The 15,184-nt window shown below is 63.3% G+C and carries 10 protein-coding genes; 6 read left to right on the top strand and 4 right to left on the bottom strand.

Features of this window, described 5'->3' with window-relative positions; translation table 11 throughout:
• Positions 1 to 7 precede the first annotated feature (7 nt).
• A complete protein-coding gene (locus ACTJLB_RS10965) occupies positions 8 to 1,459 on the bottom strand; it encodes an aminotransferase-like domain-containing protein (protein ID WP_020065303.1) in 1,452 nt (483 codons plus the stop codon).
• 464 nt (positions 1,460 to 1,923) lie between these two features.
• Between ACTJLB_RS10965 and ACTJLB_RS10970 the strand changes: the two genes are divergently transcribed.
• The 6 genes from ACTJLB_RS10970 (at position 1,924) to ACTJLB_RS10995 (ending at position 9,835) form a co-directional block, all read left to right on the top strand.
• On the top strand, positions 1,924 to 2,628 hold the full coding sequence (locus ACTJLB_RS10970; protein ID WP_440783259.1) for a VOC family protein: 705 nt from the start codon (positions 1,924 to 1,926) through the stop codon (positions 2,626 to 2,628).
• Between the two features lie 75 nt (positions 2,629 to 2,703).
• Positions 2,704 to 3,900, top strand: coding sequence for a PLP-dependent aminotransferase family protein (locus tag ACTJLB_RS10975; RefSeq protein WP_440783260.1), 1,197 nt, complete (start codon positions 2,704 to 2,706; stop codon positions 3,898 to 3,900).
• A 54-nt stretch (positions 3,901 to 3,954) separates the two neighbouring features.
• The gene (locus ACTJLB_RS10980) at positions 3,955 to 4,419 is read left to right on the top strand and encodes a RidA family protein (protein WP_020065300.1); all 465 of its coding nucleotides are present in this window, start codon (positions 3,955 to 3,957) and stop codon (positions 4,417 to 4,419) included.
• 166 nt (positions 4,420 to 4,585) lie between these two features.
• A complete protein-coding gene (locus ACTJLB_RS10985; protein WP_440783261.1) occupies positions 4,586 to 5,488 on the top strand; it encodes a PhzF family phenazine biosynthesis protein in 903 nt (300 codons plus the stop codon).
• 586 nt (positions 5,489 to 6,074) lie between these two features.
• On the top strand, positions 6,075 to 8,426 hold the full coding sequence (locus ACTJLB_RS10990; RefSeq protein ID WP_020065298.1) for a bifunctional diguanylate cyclase/phosphodiesterase: 2,352 nt from the start codon (positions 6,075 to 6,077) through the stop codon (positions 8,424 to 8,426).
• A 200-nt stretch (positions 8,427 to 8,626) separates the two neighbouring features.
• On the top strand, positions 8,627 to 9,835 hold the full coding sequence (locus ACTJLB_RS10995) for a chromate transporter (RefSeq protein WP_087751297.1): 1,209 nt from the start codon (positions 8,627 to 8,629) through the stop codon (positions 9,833 to 9,835).
• An 84-nt stretch (positions 9,836 to 9,919) separates the two neighbouring features.
• On the opposite strand, the gene ACTJLB_RS11000 is transcribed toward ACTJLB_RS10995, so the two are convergent.
• From ACTJLB_RS11000 to ACTJLB_RS11010, 3 genes are all read right to left on the bottom strand, one after another.
• Positions 9,920 to 10,378 carry a CopD family protein gene (locus tag ACTJLB_RS11000; protein ID WP_020065296.1) on the bottom strand — a complete coding sequence of 153 codons (459 nt, stop codon included), beginning with the start codon at positions 10,376 to 10,378 and terminating at the stop codon, positions 9,920 to 9,922.
• Between the two features lie 330 nt (positions 10,379 to 10,708).
• On the bottom strand, positions 10,709 to 13,033 hold the full coding sequence (parC, locus tag ACTJLB_RS11005) for a DNA topoisomerase IV subunit A (RefSeq protein ID WP_214876984.1): 2,325 nt from the start codon (positions 13,031 to 13,033) through the stop codon (positions 10,709 to 10,711).
• Between the two features lie 69 nt (positions 13,034 to 13,102).
• Positions 13,103 to 15,088, bottom strand: a complete 1,986-nt coding sequence (locus ACTJLB_RS11010; protein ID WP_408127607.1) for a DNA topoisomerase IV subunit B — start codon at positions 15,086 to 15,088, stop codon at positions 13,103 to 13,105.
• Positions 15,089 to 15,184 lie beyond the last annotated feature (96 nt).

Genomic DNA, 15,184 nt, shown 5'->3' on the forward strand with positions numbered 1-15,184 from the left:
CGCCGTTTCAAGAGGCGCGGCGCGCAACGCCGTCCAGGTAACGGCAGAGGAACGTCGCCAGTTCCGGATCCCCGCAATTGGCAATGTTGAAGCGCATCCACGTGGTGGGCGACTGCTGCGGCGAAAAAAGGCTGCCGGGCGTCAGCAGAAAACCGGCTTCGTGGCCGGCGGCCGCGAGGCCGTCGGCGTCGACTCCGGTGTCGGCCCACACAAACATACCGGCCGTGGGTGTCAGGAACAGTTTCAGGCCGGTCTTTTCCAGCATCCGCACGGATTTTTCGCGTACGCCGTCGAGCCGCGCACGCAACCGCTCGACGTGGCGTCGGTAATGACCCTCGGTGAGGATTTTGTACAGCACCCGCTCGTTCAATTCCGGGCTCGTCATGCCGACCAGCATTTTTTGGTCGCTGACCGCCTTCGCGACTTCCGGCGCGCACGCGATGAAACCCACGCGCAGATTCGGCGCGAGCGTCTTCGAAAAACTGCCTAGATAGATCACGCGCTTGAGCTGATCGAGGCTTGCCAGCCGCGTGCCGGCATAGCTCGGCGGGCAGAGATCGCCGTAAATGTCGTCTTCGACCACGATGAAGTCGTACGCCTCGGCAAGCCTCAAGATGCGGAACGCCTGCGCGGCCGTGAGCGACGTGCCGGTCGGATTCTGCAGCACCGAATTGATCACCAGCATCTTCGGCCGCCAGGTCTGCACCAGCGATTCGAGCGCGTCGAGATCCGGGCCGTCCGGCGTATAGGGCATGCCGACAAGCCGTGCGCCTTGCGACGCGAAACGCCCGAACATCTGGAACCACGCCGGATCGCCGACGATCACCGAATCGCCCGCCTTCACATAAATGCGCGAAATCAGGTCGATCGCCTGCGTGATGCCCGACACCATCACGATCTGCTCGGGCGACGCGCCGATCTCCAGTTCCTCGAGCCGCGTCTGCAACTGCTGGCGCAGCGGCAGAAAACCGAGCGGCGTGCCGATCCCCAGCATCTGCGCGCCGCTTTGCCGGCCCAGCGTGCGCAGCGCGTTGGTGATCAACTCGCCGTCGAGCCAGCGCGCCGGCAGATAGCCGAGACCCGGACTGCGCTCCGGGCGCGCCCCGGTATGCAGCATGTTGCGCAGCAGCCAGACCACGTCGATGGTCGCCGGCGCGGGCGCCTGCGTGACCGGACGCATTTCCGAAACCGCCGCGCCCGCCAGACGCTCGCGCACGAAGAAACCCGAGCCGCGCCGCGACTCCAGGTAACCCTGTGCGACTAGCCGCTCGTACGCCTCGACCACCGTGAAACGCGACACGCCTTTGTCGAGCGCCAGCTTGCGGATGGACGGCATACGCATGCCGGGGCGAAACACGCGCTCTTCGATGCGGCGGCGGGCCCATTGCACGAGTTGCTCGACCAGCGTCAGCGACGCCGTGTCGTGTGGGGCGGGAATTTGTGTAAGCGGGACGGACATAGACGCACTCCAACTGTACCGAACGGTATCGAATCGATTGTACCGTTACTGTGCAGGTCGCCGCCGCTACATTTGAGACAGAAGAAGCGCGCCGGCCGGATGCGCGGCGTCGTCGAAGTACCGAGCCTGGCGGCGATCCCGCCGAGCAGGCTATCGGATGCGCGAGCGCCGCTTTGCAGCGGCGAGCGAACCGATAAGGGCAAGCCGGCAAGCTAACCGGCACGCGCCCCCAGACAGACTCACGGCCAGTCGCCGTGAAGTTGCCGTGAAGTTGCCGTGAAGCCGCCGCAAAGACCTCGCACCGCACGTTGATCGCCCGTCAAGGGCACGTCGATCGCCCGTCAAGCACACGTTCGCGGGTTGTCGTCGCCCCGTGACCGGTTATGCTTACGTGCCCGGGCCCCCGCATACGCTGCGCGTGGTGCGGGTCCGGCCCGATGTGAAACCCGTTTTCCCGATCCGCAATGACCGCACATTTGCTTCGTCTCGATCATCTCGTTGTTTCCGCCCGCACGCTCGACGAGGGTACGCAGTACGTCGCCGACGTTCTCGGCGTGGCACCGGCCGGCGGCGGCGCGCATCCGTTGATGCGGACTCACAACCGTCTGCTGAACCTGTGGGACGGCGCGTATCTGGAAGTGATCGCAATCGATCCGCATGCCAACGCCGCGCAGGAATCGGCCGCCGCCGCGCCGCGCGCGCGGCTCTTCGCGCTCGACGACCCCGCCACGCACGCGCGCCTCGAGAACGGGCCGTATCTGTCGCATTGGGTCGTCCGCGTCGAGCGCCCGAAGCATCTGCCGACGTGGCAGGCCCAGTACCCGCAACGCATCCCGCCGATCGTGCCTCTCACGCGCGGCGAGTTCAGCTGGGGGCTGTCGATTGCGGACGACGGCGCATTTCCCTCCTGGCAAGGCGCCGGCGACGGCGTGCTGCCCTCGCTCATCCAGTGGGACACGGCGCGGCATCCGTCGGAGTCACTTCCGGAAACCGGCATCGCACTAAAAGCGCTGAACGGCCAGCATCCGCAAGTCGAGACGGTGGCCGCGCAATTGCAGTGGCTAGGCGCCGCGCATCTGATAAAGCTGCGTCCGACGGACGACGCAGCGGCTCCGGCCGCGCTCACCGCCGAGTTCGAAACACCCAACGGTCTACGGACCCTTAAATAGCCAGCGCGCGCGGGTCGCCGACTCGCGCGATAATCGAAGTTTTGACAGGTTCCAGAGATACCAGCAGAGGAGACCATGGACCAAAGCGACTTGAAAGCCCCCACGTGGCAATTGTCCGAACGCGCACGCAAGCTCACCAGCTCGGCGATCCGCGAGATCCTGAAGGTCACGGAGCGGCCCGAAGTCATTTCGTTCGCGGGCGGCCTGCCCTCGCCGGCCACCTTCCCGGCCGAACGCATGCGCGAAGCGTCCGACCGCATTTTGCGCGACTCGCCCGCCGCCGCGCTTCAGTACAGCGCAACGGAAGGCTATGCGCCGCTGCGCGAGTGGGTCGCGAAGCGCTACTCGGTGAACGGCGCGCAGATCCGCCCGAGTCAGGTGCTCATCACGACCGGCTCGCAGCAGGCGCTCGATCTGCTCGGCAAGGTGCTGGTCTGTCCGCAAAGCCCCGTACTGGTCGAAACGCCGACCTACCTCGGCGCACTGCAATCGTTCTCCATGTACGAACCGCACTACATCCAGGTGCCGACCGACGAACAAGGGCTGATTCCCGAAGGACTCACGCCCGAACTTACCGCCGGCGCCCGCCTGTTGTACGCACAACCGAATTTCCAGAATCCGACTGGCCGCCGCCTGCCGGTCGAGCGCCGCCGCGCGCTCGCCGAGTTCGCGAAGACCGCGCCGTTCCCGGTAATCGAAGACGATCCCTACGGCGCGCTGGATTATGCGGGCGAACCGCTGCCGACCATGCTGTCGATGGCGCCCGACCACATCGTCCATCTGGGTTCTTTCTCCAAGGTGCTCGCGCCGGGTCTGCGGGTCGGCTACATCATCGCGCCCGAAGAGTTGATCTTCAAACTCGTGCAGGCCAAGCAGGCCACCGACCTGCATACGCCGAGCTTTACCCAGCGCATCGTTCATGAAGTGATCAAGGTCGGCTTTCTCGACACGCATGTGCCGACCATCCGCGAGCTTTACCGCGACCAGTGCGCGGCAATGCTCGCCGCGCTCGAGCGTTACATGCCCGAAGGCGTGCAGTGGAACCGTCCGGAAGGCGGCATGTTCATCTGGGTGAGCCTGCCTGCGCAAATCGACAGCATGAAGCTGCTGGAAGAAGCGGTCGCACAGAATGTCGCGTTCGTGCCGGGCGGTCCGTTCTTCGCCAACGAAGCGCAGCACAACACATTGCGCCTGTCGTTCGTCACGGTACCGCCGGCGAAGATCGACGAAGGCGTGTCGCGTCTCGCGACGCTGGTCCGCGCCAAGCTCTGAAATTAGCCGGCCCGTTCGCCGCAACCACCTCTCATTACCGACCGAGGACACAACATGGCTCAAACGAATGTTTATGACAAGCTGAAGGAACTGGGCATCGAATTGCCGAACGCCGGCGCGCCGGCGGCCGCCTATGTGATGAGCGCGCAAAGCGGCAATACGGTGTACCTGTCCGGCCACATCGCGAAGAAGGACGGCAAGGTGTGGGCGGGCAAGCTCGGCGCCGAGCTCAGCACCGAAGACGGCAAGGCCGCGGCGCGATCCATCGCCATCGACCTGCTTGCCACGCTGCACGCGCATGTGGGCGACCTCAACCGCGTCACGCGCATCGTCAAGCTGATGAGTCTCGTCAATTCCACGCACGAATTCACCGAGCAGCACCTCGTCACGAACGGTGCGTCGGAACTCGTCGCCGACGTGTTCGGCGAGCGCGGCAAGCACGCACGCTCGGCATTCGGCGTCGCGCAGATTCCGCTCGGCGCATGCGTCGAAATCGAAATGATCGCGGAAGTCGAGTAACGCATCGCGATTTAAGGCCGGCTCGTCCGGCCTGTCGCACTGAACGCGTCGCGAGGTGTCGATCACCCGCGGCGCGTTTTGCATTTGTGGCGAGGTAGCCCGTTCCCGCAGCAGCAGATAGAATCCGCGAACCCTATCAACCGCAGGAATCGCCGGACCGCCCCCGATGCCCGCTAACACAGTTCGTTTCAAACAGGTCGACGTGTTCACGTCGGTGCCGTTCAAAGGCAATCCGCTTGCCGTCATATTCGACGCCGACACGCTCAGCGCCGAGCAAATGCAGGCGATCGCGCACTGGACCAATCTGTCCGAAACAACCTTCCTGTTGAAGCCGACGGACCCGGCCGCCGACTATCGCGTGCGCATTTTCACGACTCATGGGGAATTGCCCTTTGCCGGTCATCCGACGCTCGGCACCGCGCACGCCCTGCTCGAAAGCGGCTATCAGCCGAAGCAGCCGGGCAAGCTCGTTCAGCAGTGCGGCGTGGGGCTCGTCGAATTGCAGTCCGTTCGTGAGGACTCCGGCGACATGCATGGCGCGTGGGCCTTCGCCGCACCGCCTGCGCGAATTTCGCCGCTGCCGGAACAGCAATACGCCGCACTGTCTACGGCTTTGCGTAGCGACGCGATGGACTTCGGCGCCACGCCGAGCGCCGTCGACAATGGCGCGCCGTGGCTCGTCGTGCGCGTGAATTCGGCGCGCGATTGTCTCGCGCTCGAACCCGACGCCGCAGCGCTCGCGCGCATCGTGCAATCGGTCGGCACGCACGGTCTCGCCGTTTATGGTCCGCACGAGGCCGGCGGCCCTGCCACGTTCGAAGTGCGCTGCCTGATGGCGGGCGGCGCGTTCGGCGTCGGCGAAGACCCTGTTACCGGCAGTGCCAATGCGGCGCTCGCGGGTTTGCTGAGTGCGCAGAATCTACGGCCGGGCGCGAGCTACACCGCGCGCCAGGGCACCGCGCTCGGACGCGCCGGCCAGGTCTTCGTGCGCTACGACGACACGAACAGCAAGACGTGGATCGGCGGCTCGTCGGTGACTGTCGTCGACGGTACGTTCCGGATGCCGTGACCGGCCCATCGTTTGCTTACATCTCACCGCATTGAATGGAGCAATCGCAAGGCTCCTGCAAGGCAGTGAAGAAGCAGACACGCGCAACTTGTCCATTCGCCACGCTTAACCACGTTTAGCCACAAAAAGCCGCTCTCTGTGCTGAGCCGATGCAATTCGCATAAAGACCGCCCGAAAAGACCACGCACGTGACAGCCGCCATGCCGGAACGCCGAACCTCGATGCAGCATCCGAATACCAGTTCCAACGCCGTTCTATCCCGCTCATGCTCCGACTCGCGGACCGGCGGACTATGGAGCGCGCCAAGGAACCAGGCGGAAAACCGCAGCCCGGACGGACCGCAAAACAGCCTCGATACAGGCGCGGACCGCGCCAGCGTATACCCGATGCCGGGACCCTTCCTTAATCCAGTGGCATTAAGTAATATCGAAACGTACTCGACAAAGTGCGAACGATCAGGCGCCAGGCCACGCCCTTTCTTGCGCAGTAGTTCCGGCAACTTGGTCACCATGCAGCCATCCATGAAAACAGCGCCGACGACCCTCGCGCGTTCGCAACCGGCCCCCAGTCGGGTACGGGCCGCCTGATGAGCAAAACCCGCTTCTCCGATCAGCGCGAAGCCAAAAGCCGCCGCGATCCCGCTGCGTCCAGACGGCGTGCGCTGTTCGCGATTCCCGCGCTCGGCGTACTGGTGCTGGTGCTTCTGTGGACCGTGATCTTCGCGCGTCTTTCCGTCGAGAAAGAAGCCACTTATCGCGAGGCCATGGCGTCTGCCGCGATTCTCTCGGCAGCGCTCGAACAGCATACGATCAAGGCGATTCACCAGGTCGATCAGATCACGCGGTTCGTCAAATACGAGTTCGAGAAGACACCGGGACGTTTCGATCTTGCCAGCACGGTTGAAAAAGGCGTCGTGCAAAGCGAGACGCTCGTGCAGGTATCGCTGATCGATGAACGCGGGCAGTTGATTGCCAATACGGCCGAGCTCAATCCCAAGCGCATCGATCTGTCGGACCGCGAACACTTCAAAGTCCACGAGCACGAAAACGACGACCAGTTGTATATCAGCAAGCCGGTGCTCGGCCGCGTGTCGGGCCACTGGACCTTGCAGATGACGCGGCGCCTGAATCATCCGGACGGCACGTTTGCGGGTGTCGTCGTGGTATCCGAAGACCCGAGCTATTTCACGAGCGACTTCTACAACAACGCGGCGATCGGCCGCGAAGGCGTGATCGCGGTCATCTCCGACAACGGCAGGGTGCTCGCGCGCCGCACCGGCAGCGCCGTGAATGCGAACGGCTCGTTCTCGGCGAGCGGCTCGTATCCGACGTCGGAACACGTCTCGGGCACCTATGTCGATTCGATCGACAACGTCACGCGCATCGTGTCGTACCGGCATATCGACGGTTATCCGCTCGGCGTGCTGGTCGGTCTGTCGCAAGCCGAGGAGTTCGCCGACTACAACCATACGCGCAACGTCTATCTGCTGATGGCGGGGTTCATCTCGCTCGCCATGCTGAGCTTCTTCGCCGTGGCAACCGGCCTGATCGGCAAGCTGCTCGGCCGCGAGCGCGAAATGACGCATCTGGTCGAATACGACCTGCTCACCGGCTTGCGCAATCGCTATGCAACCTTGCGGACGCTGCGCCACGAAGTCGCGCAACCGGCCAACCTGGGCCGCCTCGCGATTCTGTTTATCGACCTCGACAACTTCAAGACGGTCAACGACACGCTCGGTCACAACGCCGGCGACATCGTGCTGCAAATGACGGCCTCGCGGCTCTCCACCGCGGTCGCGGACGACGGCACGCTAAGCCGCATCGGCGGCGACGAGTTCGTCGTCGTCATCAAGGGCGAGGACGTCGAGAAGCGCGCGGTCGCGCTCGCCGAAGCGGCGGCGGAAGCGTTCGCGAAACCGTTCGAGGTGCGCGGCAGCTCGTTCGTGCTGCATGCGAGCATCGGCATCGCGCTTTATTCGGTCGCCAACGAAAGCGAGATCGACCTGCTGAAAAAAGCCGACCTCGCGATGTACAGCGCGAAGGATGCGGGCAAGAACTGCTACCAGTTCTATTCGCCGCAGCTGTCGCATCGCGCCGACCATCTGATGAAGTGGGAACAGCAGTTGCGCGTCGCGCTTGCCGAAGGGCAACTGTTTCTCGCCTACCAGCCGAAGATCGACCTCACGCGCCGCTGCATCACCGGCTTCGAGGCGCTGGTGCGCTGGAACCATCCGCAACACGGTCTGATTCCGGCCAACGAATTCATTCCGGTCGCGGAGTCCACCGGCCTCATCGTGCCGATCGGCGACTTCGTGATCGAGACCGCGTGCCGGCAACTGGCCGTGTGGCAGCAGCAAGGCTACGACACGCTGTCGCTCGCGGTGAACATTTCGGCCGTGCAATTCTGGCGCGGCGATCTGTACGAAACGGTGTCGCACGCGATCGAGGAAAGCGGCATTTCGGCACGCCGCCTGGAACTCGAAATCACGGAAACGGCGATGATGGAATATCCGGAACTCGTCTCCGAAAAGATCTTTGCGCTCAAGCGCCTTGGCGTGCGGATCGCACTCGACGACTTCGGCACTGGCTATTCGTCGCTGTCGTATCTGAACCGTTTTTCCGTGGATACGCTGAAGGTGGACCGGTCGTTCGTTCAGGCTATTCCGGGCGACCGCAGCGTTTGCGTGATGGTCACCGCGATCGTCAATCTGGCGCGCTCGCTCGGGCTGACGGTGGTTGTCGAAGGAACGGAAACGGAAGAGCAGATTGCGTGGCTCGCCGCGCTCGGTCATATCGAGGCACAGGGTTTTCTGTTTTCGCGTCCGGTTCCTGTCGACGCAATTCCGGCGCTGCTCGAACGGTTCGGCGTGTGCGGCATGACGGGCCGGCATCCCGTTCAGGAAACGAATACGAGCGCCAGCACCAGCACGAACGGCTAGGCAGTCGCGCCGAAGGCGTCGCTTGCAAGGCTTTGACTTTCGATGCTGCAATCGAGAAGCCCGCCCATACCGCAGTCACACAAAACGGGCTACATTCTCGCTGTATTGCAATCTCGCGCGGGGCCGCCGGACCGGTCGGCCTCGCGCAACACCCACACGATCCACAGGACGGACGCCCGCTCAGCGGGCGCCGTGGCGCCATGCAGACCATAACAAGCCACGATGCGGCAAGACGAGGGGAACGGGAACCGCTATGGACGCTGTTTCGGGTCGTGTTCGGCCTGTCGGCATTGTCATGGGGCGGCCTCGCGCTGATGGCTCAGCTCGAGAATCACTACGTCGAACGTGAAGGACGGCTCTCGCGGGTCGCGTTCTCCGATCTGATCGCGCTTGCGTGGATGGTGCCGGGGCCGGTGGGCTGCAATGTCGCCGTGCAACTCGGACACGCGCTGCGCGGACGCGCCGGCGCATGGGTCGCGGGCATTGCCAGCGTGCTGCCCTTTTTCATGCTGATGACGCTCTTCGCGATCTTCTATCGCACGCCGATCGTGCGCGCCGCCGCGTCGCAGACCCTGCTCAATCACTTCAGCGTCGTACTCGCCACGTTGATCGGCATCACCTGGTATAAGCAGACACGTGCGCTCGTGCGCGGCAAGCTCGAATGGACTGCGGCGGTCGTCGGCTGTATCGCGCTTTTCTATGCGCACAGCCCTGCCGCTTATGTGCTGATGCTAAGCGCGGCGTTCGGTGCGGGCTGGGTGGTCAGCCCCGTGCGGGACACGCGCTTTGCCGTGTCGTTCGCGCGCGTCGACTGGCAGATCCTCACGATGCTGTGCGTGTTCGTGCTGCTGTTCGCGCTACCGCTGCCGCATCGCTACGATCTCGCGCTGCTATGGCCGCGGCTCGCGGGCGCGGGCATGACGCTGTTCGGCGGCGGCTTCTCCGCATTGCCGGTGCTCAAGACATTGTTCGTCACGCCGACGATCGGCATATCGGACAATGACTTCACGCTGGCGTTTTCGCTGTCGCCGTTATCGCCGGGACCGCTTCTGAATGTCGTGCCGTTCTTCGGCTATCTCGTCGACGGGTGGGCTGGCGCGCTCATCGCCACGCTCGCGTTGTTCGTGCCGTCCGGATGCCTCGTGGTGCTGGCGCAGCAGCACCTGCATCAATTGAAGATGAACCAGCAATTCGAGCACGGCATGCGGATTCTGCGCGCGGTCACCACGGCCTTCCTTGCGGTGGCCGTGCTACGTATCGCCGGACGCGTGCCGTTGCAACCGGTCTATCTGATTACCGCGCTATTCTCGGCGATGTGTTTCGCGAAGCTGAAGGTGCCCGTGTACGTGGTGTACGGCACCGTCGCGGTCGTATGTGGACTGTGGCTCGCATACGGCGCATTGCTTTAGCCGCGCGCTCGGAGATTCTCCGTCGCTGCGCAGCGACAGCTCAGCGACCGTGCTTCGACAGCTCAGCGAACCGGCAAGCGTCTGTCAAAACCCGCGCGACAGCACGGCGAACCCGACGGTTACCACGCCAAGCACGATATTGATCAGCACCAGACGCCGGATCGTGCCGACTGCCTGTGCGCCGTCAGGCCACTTCTGCGCCTGCACCGCGCGGCGAATGCGCGGAAACACCGCGAAGCGGATATGTCCGAAAATCAGCATCATGACGATGCCAAGGCCGGCCATTGCATGCAACGGCCACGTGGCGTGGCCGCCGCCGAATTGCATCAGCAGGAAGCCGCCCGTCAGCAGAATGACCAGCACCGAAGCTGCAACCCAATTGAAGAAGCGGCCAAACACCGACTCCCACAACGGCAAACGCAATTGGGGCGAAAGATCGGCAATTGCCGGGCGCAAGCAGAAATGCGCGAAGACCATCCCGCCGATCCATATCGCGACTGCGAGCAGGTGTAGAAACAGCGCGAGTTCGATAGCCTTGTTCATGTTGTATTCCTCTCCGACGACGCCACACCGCTTATGACGAATGATATGAGCAGCGGCTATTGAGCGCGTTCGACCGCACGCCATGAGTGCAGTTCCAGCAGGCCCAAGGCTTTCTCGTCGTTTTTCTTGTTGTTATTGCAGCGCGCCTGTATCTCGACGGAATACCGCACTTCGACACCGTAACGCCGCCCCCGAATTTTCTGCAACGTGCTCCGCAGTTACGGAGTGGTAACTGCGTGGTTGCCGCGAGCCACTGCGGCACACTTCACTGCGCACGGCCAGCGCCTCGCATGCTAGCAGACGCCGGCCGTATTGGAACGTCAATCTTCGTCAAGCGGCCAGCACGGGGCGCATACCTTCGAGCTTCAGCTTGGTTTCAGGCGTGCGCCCTTTACGCGCCCGCTTGCCGACATGCGACGCCAAAGCGGCGCCGCTCAGCTTTTCTTCGTCCAGACGTCCGCCGCGACGCGCGCCGATCAGCATGACCCCCGCCGCGTTGATCGCGAGCGCCTGAACCAGCGTTTCCTTGTCGTCGAGCGCCATTAGCGTGACGCCGCGACCGCCGCCGGAGAGCGTCTTCATTTCGTCGAGACCGAATACCAGCAGGCGCCCGCTCGACGACAGACACGCGACCTGCGTCGCGTCCGGCAGCATCGGCATGGGCGCGAGCGGCACAGCGCCGGCGTCGATTGTCATGAACGACTTGCCCGCCTTCAGGCGGCTCACCATGTCGCCGACCTTCGCGATAAAGCCAAAGCCGTTGCTCGACGCGAGCAACAATGCCTGGTCAGCCGAAGCCGCGTAGTAATGCATCAGGTGGCTGCCCGATTCGAGTTCGATCAGCGACGTCACCGGCACGCCGTCGCCACGGCCGCCCGGCAGCGACGCCACCGCGACCGAATAGACGCGGCCATTGCTGCCCCACGCGACGAGCGTATCGGGCGTGCGGCACTGGAACGCGGCGTAGAGACCGTCGCCGGCCTTGAACGTGAAGCCAGCCGTGTCCAGCCCGTGCCCCTTCAAAGCACGCACCCAGCCCTTTTGCGAGACCACGACCGTGACAGGTTCATCGACCACGCGCGCTTCGTACGTCGCGCGCTTTTCCTGCTGGATCAGCGTGCGGCGCTCGTCGCCGTACTGCTTCGCGTCGCCTTCGATTTCCTTGATGAGCAGGCGCTTCATCGCCGATTCGCTGCCGAGCAGTTCTTCGAGCTTCGCTTTCTCGTCGCGCAGTTCGGCAAGCTCTTTCTCGATCTTGATCTTCTCGAGACGAGCCAACTGACGCAGCCGGATTTCGAGGATGTCCTCGGCCTGGCGATCGGACAGACCGAACGCGGCCATCAACGCGACCTTCGGTTCGTCGGACTCGCGAATGATGCGGATGACTTCGTCGATATTCAAAAAGACGATCATCCGGCCTTCGAGGATGTGGATCCGGTCGTCCACCTTCGTCAAACGGTGACGCGTGCGGCGCGTGACCGTCGCGAAGCGGAACGCGATCCACTCGTGCAGGATTTCGCTCAAGCCCTTCTGACGCGGCCGGCCGTCGCCGCCGACCATCACGAGATTCAGCGACGCATTCGATTCGAGACTCGTATGCGCGAGCAGCGTGGTGACGAACTCCGTCTGATCGATGCGGCTCGACTTCGGCTCGAACACGAGGCGCACGGGCGCGTCCTTACCGGACTCGTCGCGCACCGCGTCGAGCAAGGCCAGCATGGTCTGCTTGCCTTGCAACTGTTCGGGCGTTAGCGCCTTCTTGCCAAGCTTGATCTTCGGATTGGTCTGTTCCTCGATTTCTTCGAGGACCTTTTGCGCGGCCGTGTTCGGCGGCAATTCGGTGATGACCAGTTGCCACTGGCCGCGCGCGAGGTCTTCAATCTTCCAGCGTGCTCGAACCTTCAGGCTGCCGCGGCCGGTTTCGTAGGCCGCCGAAATTTCCGCTTCGCTCGAAATGATCTGGCCGCCGCCTGGGAAATCCGGACCCGGAATGTGCTGCATCAATTCGGCATGCGCAATCTTCGGGTTGCGGATCATCGCGACCGCTGCGCTCGCGACTTCTCGCAGGTTGTGCGACGGGATTTCGGTGGCGAGGCCCACGGCAATGCCCGAGGCGCCGTTGAGCAGGACGAACGGCAAACGCGCTGGCAAGAGCCTCGGCTCGTCGAACTCGCCGTCGTAGTTCTTCATGAAGTCGACCGTGCCCTGATCGATTTCATCGAGCAGCAGCTTGGCGATCGGCGTCAGACGCGCTTCGGTGTAGCGCATGGCCGCCGCGCCGTCACCGTCGCGAGAACCGAAGTTGCCCTGGCCGTCGATCAGCGGGTAGCGCATCGAAAAGTCTTGCGCGAGACGCACCAGCGCGTCATAGGCCGACTGGTCGCCGTGCGGATGATATTTACCGAGCACGTCGCCGACCACGCGCGCCGACTTGACCGGCTTCGCGTTGTCGGACAGACCCATGTCGTTCATTGCGAACAGGATGCGGCGTTGCACCGGCTTCTGGCCGTCGCATACATCCGGCAGCGCGCGGCCCTTGACCACGCTGACCGCGTAGTCGAGGTACGCACGTTCAGCGTAGTTGCCGAGCGTCAGAAAATCGCCTTCCGGCGGCGGTGGCTCGGTGAACAGGTCGAGAGTGTTATCGTCGTCCATCTAGATTCCGTATCGTGTTTGGCGTGAAGTTTCGTGCTTCCGTGCGACATGCGAGCGCTGTAAAACCGCTCAGATATCCGCTTCCACTTCATTGCCCTTTTCTTCCAGCCAGCTGCGCCGCGATGCCGCTTCGCCCTTGCCCATCAGCATGGTCATGCGCGCGACCGTGGCGTCGTAGTCGAGCTCGCCGAGCGCGACCGGCGTGAGTCGCCGTGTGTCCGGGTTCATCGTCGTATCCCACAGTTGCTCGGCGCTCATTTCGCCGAGGCCTTTGAAGCGGCTGATCGACCATTGCGTGTCGCGCACGCCGTCTTTGCGCAGCTTGTCGAGAATCGCTTCGAGTTCGCCTTCGTCGAGCGCATAGAGCTTTTGCGCCGGTTTCTTGCCGCGCGCGGGCGCGTCGACGCGAAAGAGCGGCGGGCGCGCGACGCACACATGCCCGCGTTCGATCAACTGCGGGAAATGCTTGAAGAACAGCGTGAGCAGCAACACCTGAATGTGCGAGCCATCCACGTCTGCGTCCGACAGAATGCAGATCTTTCCGTAGCGCAGGTTCGACAGATCGACCTTGTCGTCCGGACTATGCGGATCGACGCCGATCGCCACCGAAATGTCGTGCACTTCGTTATTCGCAAAGAGGCGGTCGCGCTCGGTCTCCCATGTGTTCAGCACCTTGCCGCGCAGCGGCAGGATCGCCTGATATTCCTTGTCGCGGCCCATCTTCGCGGAGCCGCCGGCCGAATCGCCCTCGACGAGGAACAACTCATTGCGGCCGATTTCCGTCGACTCGCAGTCGGTCAGCTTGCCTGGCAGCACAGCCACGCCGGAGCTCTTGCGCTTCTCGACCTTCTGCCCGGCTCGCGTACGCGCCTGCGCCTGCTTGATGACGAGGTCAGCAAGCTTCTTGCCGTGCTCCACATGCTGATTCAGCCACAATTCGAGCGCCGGGCGCGCAAACGACGACACGAGCTTCACCGCGTCGCGGCTATTCAGACGCTCCTTGATCTGCCCTTGGAATTGCGGATCGAGCACCTTTGCCGACAGCACGAACGACACGCGCGCAAACACGTCTTCAGCGAGAAGCTTCACGCCCTTCGGCTGAAGGTTGTGCAATTCGACAAAGCTCTTCACCGCCTGATACAAGCCGTCGCGCAAGCCCGATTCGTGCGTGCCGCCTGCGGGCGTCGGGATCAGGTTAACGTACGACTCGCGCGTGAGCGACCCTTCCTCGCTCCACGCGACGACCCACGCGGCACCCTCGCCTTCGGCGAACGTGTCTTCACTCGATCGCGAGTTTTCGGCGTAACGCTCGCCTTCGAAAAGCGGAATGAGCAGGTCACTGCCGTTCATGCCTTCGAGCAGATAGCCGCGCAAACCGTCTTCGTATTTCCAGCTTTGCTGTTCGCCGGTTTTCTCGTTGATAAGCGTGACTTCGACGCCCGGCAATAAGACGGCCTTCGAGCGCAGCAGCCGTTGCAATTCGCCGAGCGGCAGATTGGGCGAGTCGAAGTACTTCGGGTCTGCCCACGCGGTAACGCGCGTGCCGGACTTCTTTTCGCCCTTCGCTGCGGCACGCACTTCGAGCGGCTTCGCCACGTCGCCGTGCGCAAAGCTCAGCGCGGCAACCTTGCCGTCGCGCCACACGGTGACGTCGAGGCGAGTGGACAGCGCGTTGGTGACGGACACGCCGACGCCGTGCAAGCCGCCCGAAAACGTGTAGGCGCCGCCGGCGGCTTTGTCGAACTTGCCGCCCGCGTGCAGCCGCGTGAACACGATTTCCACGACCGGCACGCCTTCTTCCGGATGCAGGCCAAACGGAATGCCGCGGCCGTCGTCTTCGACCGATACCGAATGGTCCGCGTGCAGCGTGACCGTGATTTGCCGGCCGTGGCCGCCGAGGGCTTCGTCCGACGCGTTGTCTATAACTTCCTGAATGATGTGCAGCGGATTCTCGGTGCGGGTGTACATGCCGGGCCGTTGCTTGACCGGCTCGAGACCCTTCAACACCTTGATCGACGCTTCGCTATACGCGGCGTTTGGCTTTTTCGTGGACATGGTTGACTCGGGTGCGTCGGTTCATCGTTGTCCACAGGTCCTGTGGACAGGTCCGTGGACAATGCGTTGAGTTTTCAAAAAAAGCGAAACGAAACA

Origin of the sequence: Paraburkholderia sp. 22098 (assembly GCF_052045935.1) — a bacterium.
Classification (GTDB): Bacteria; Pseudomonadota; Gammaproteobacteria; order Burkholderiales; family Burkholderiaceae; genus Paraburkholderia; species Paraburkholderia caledonica.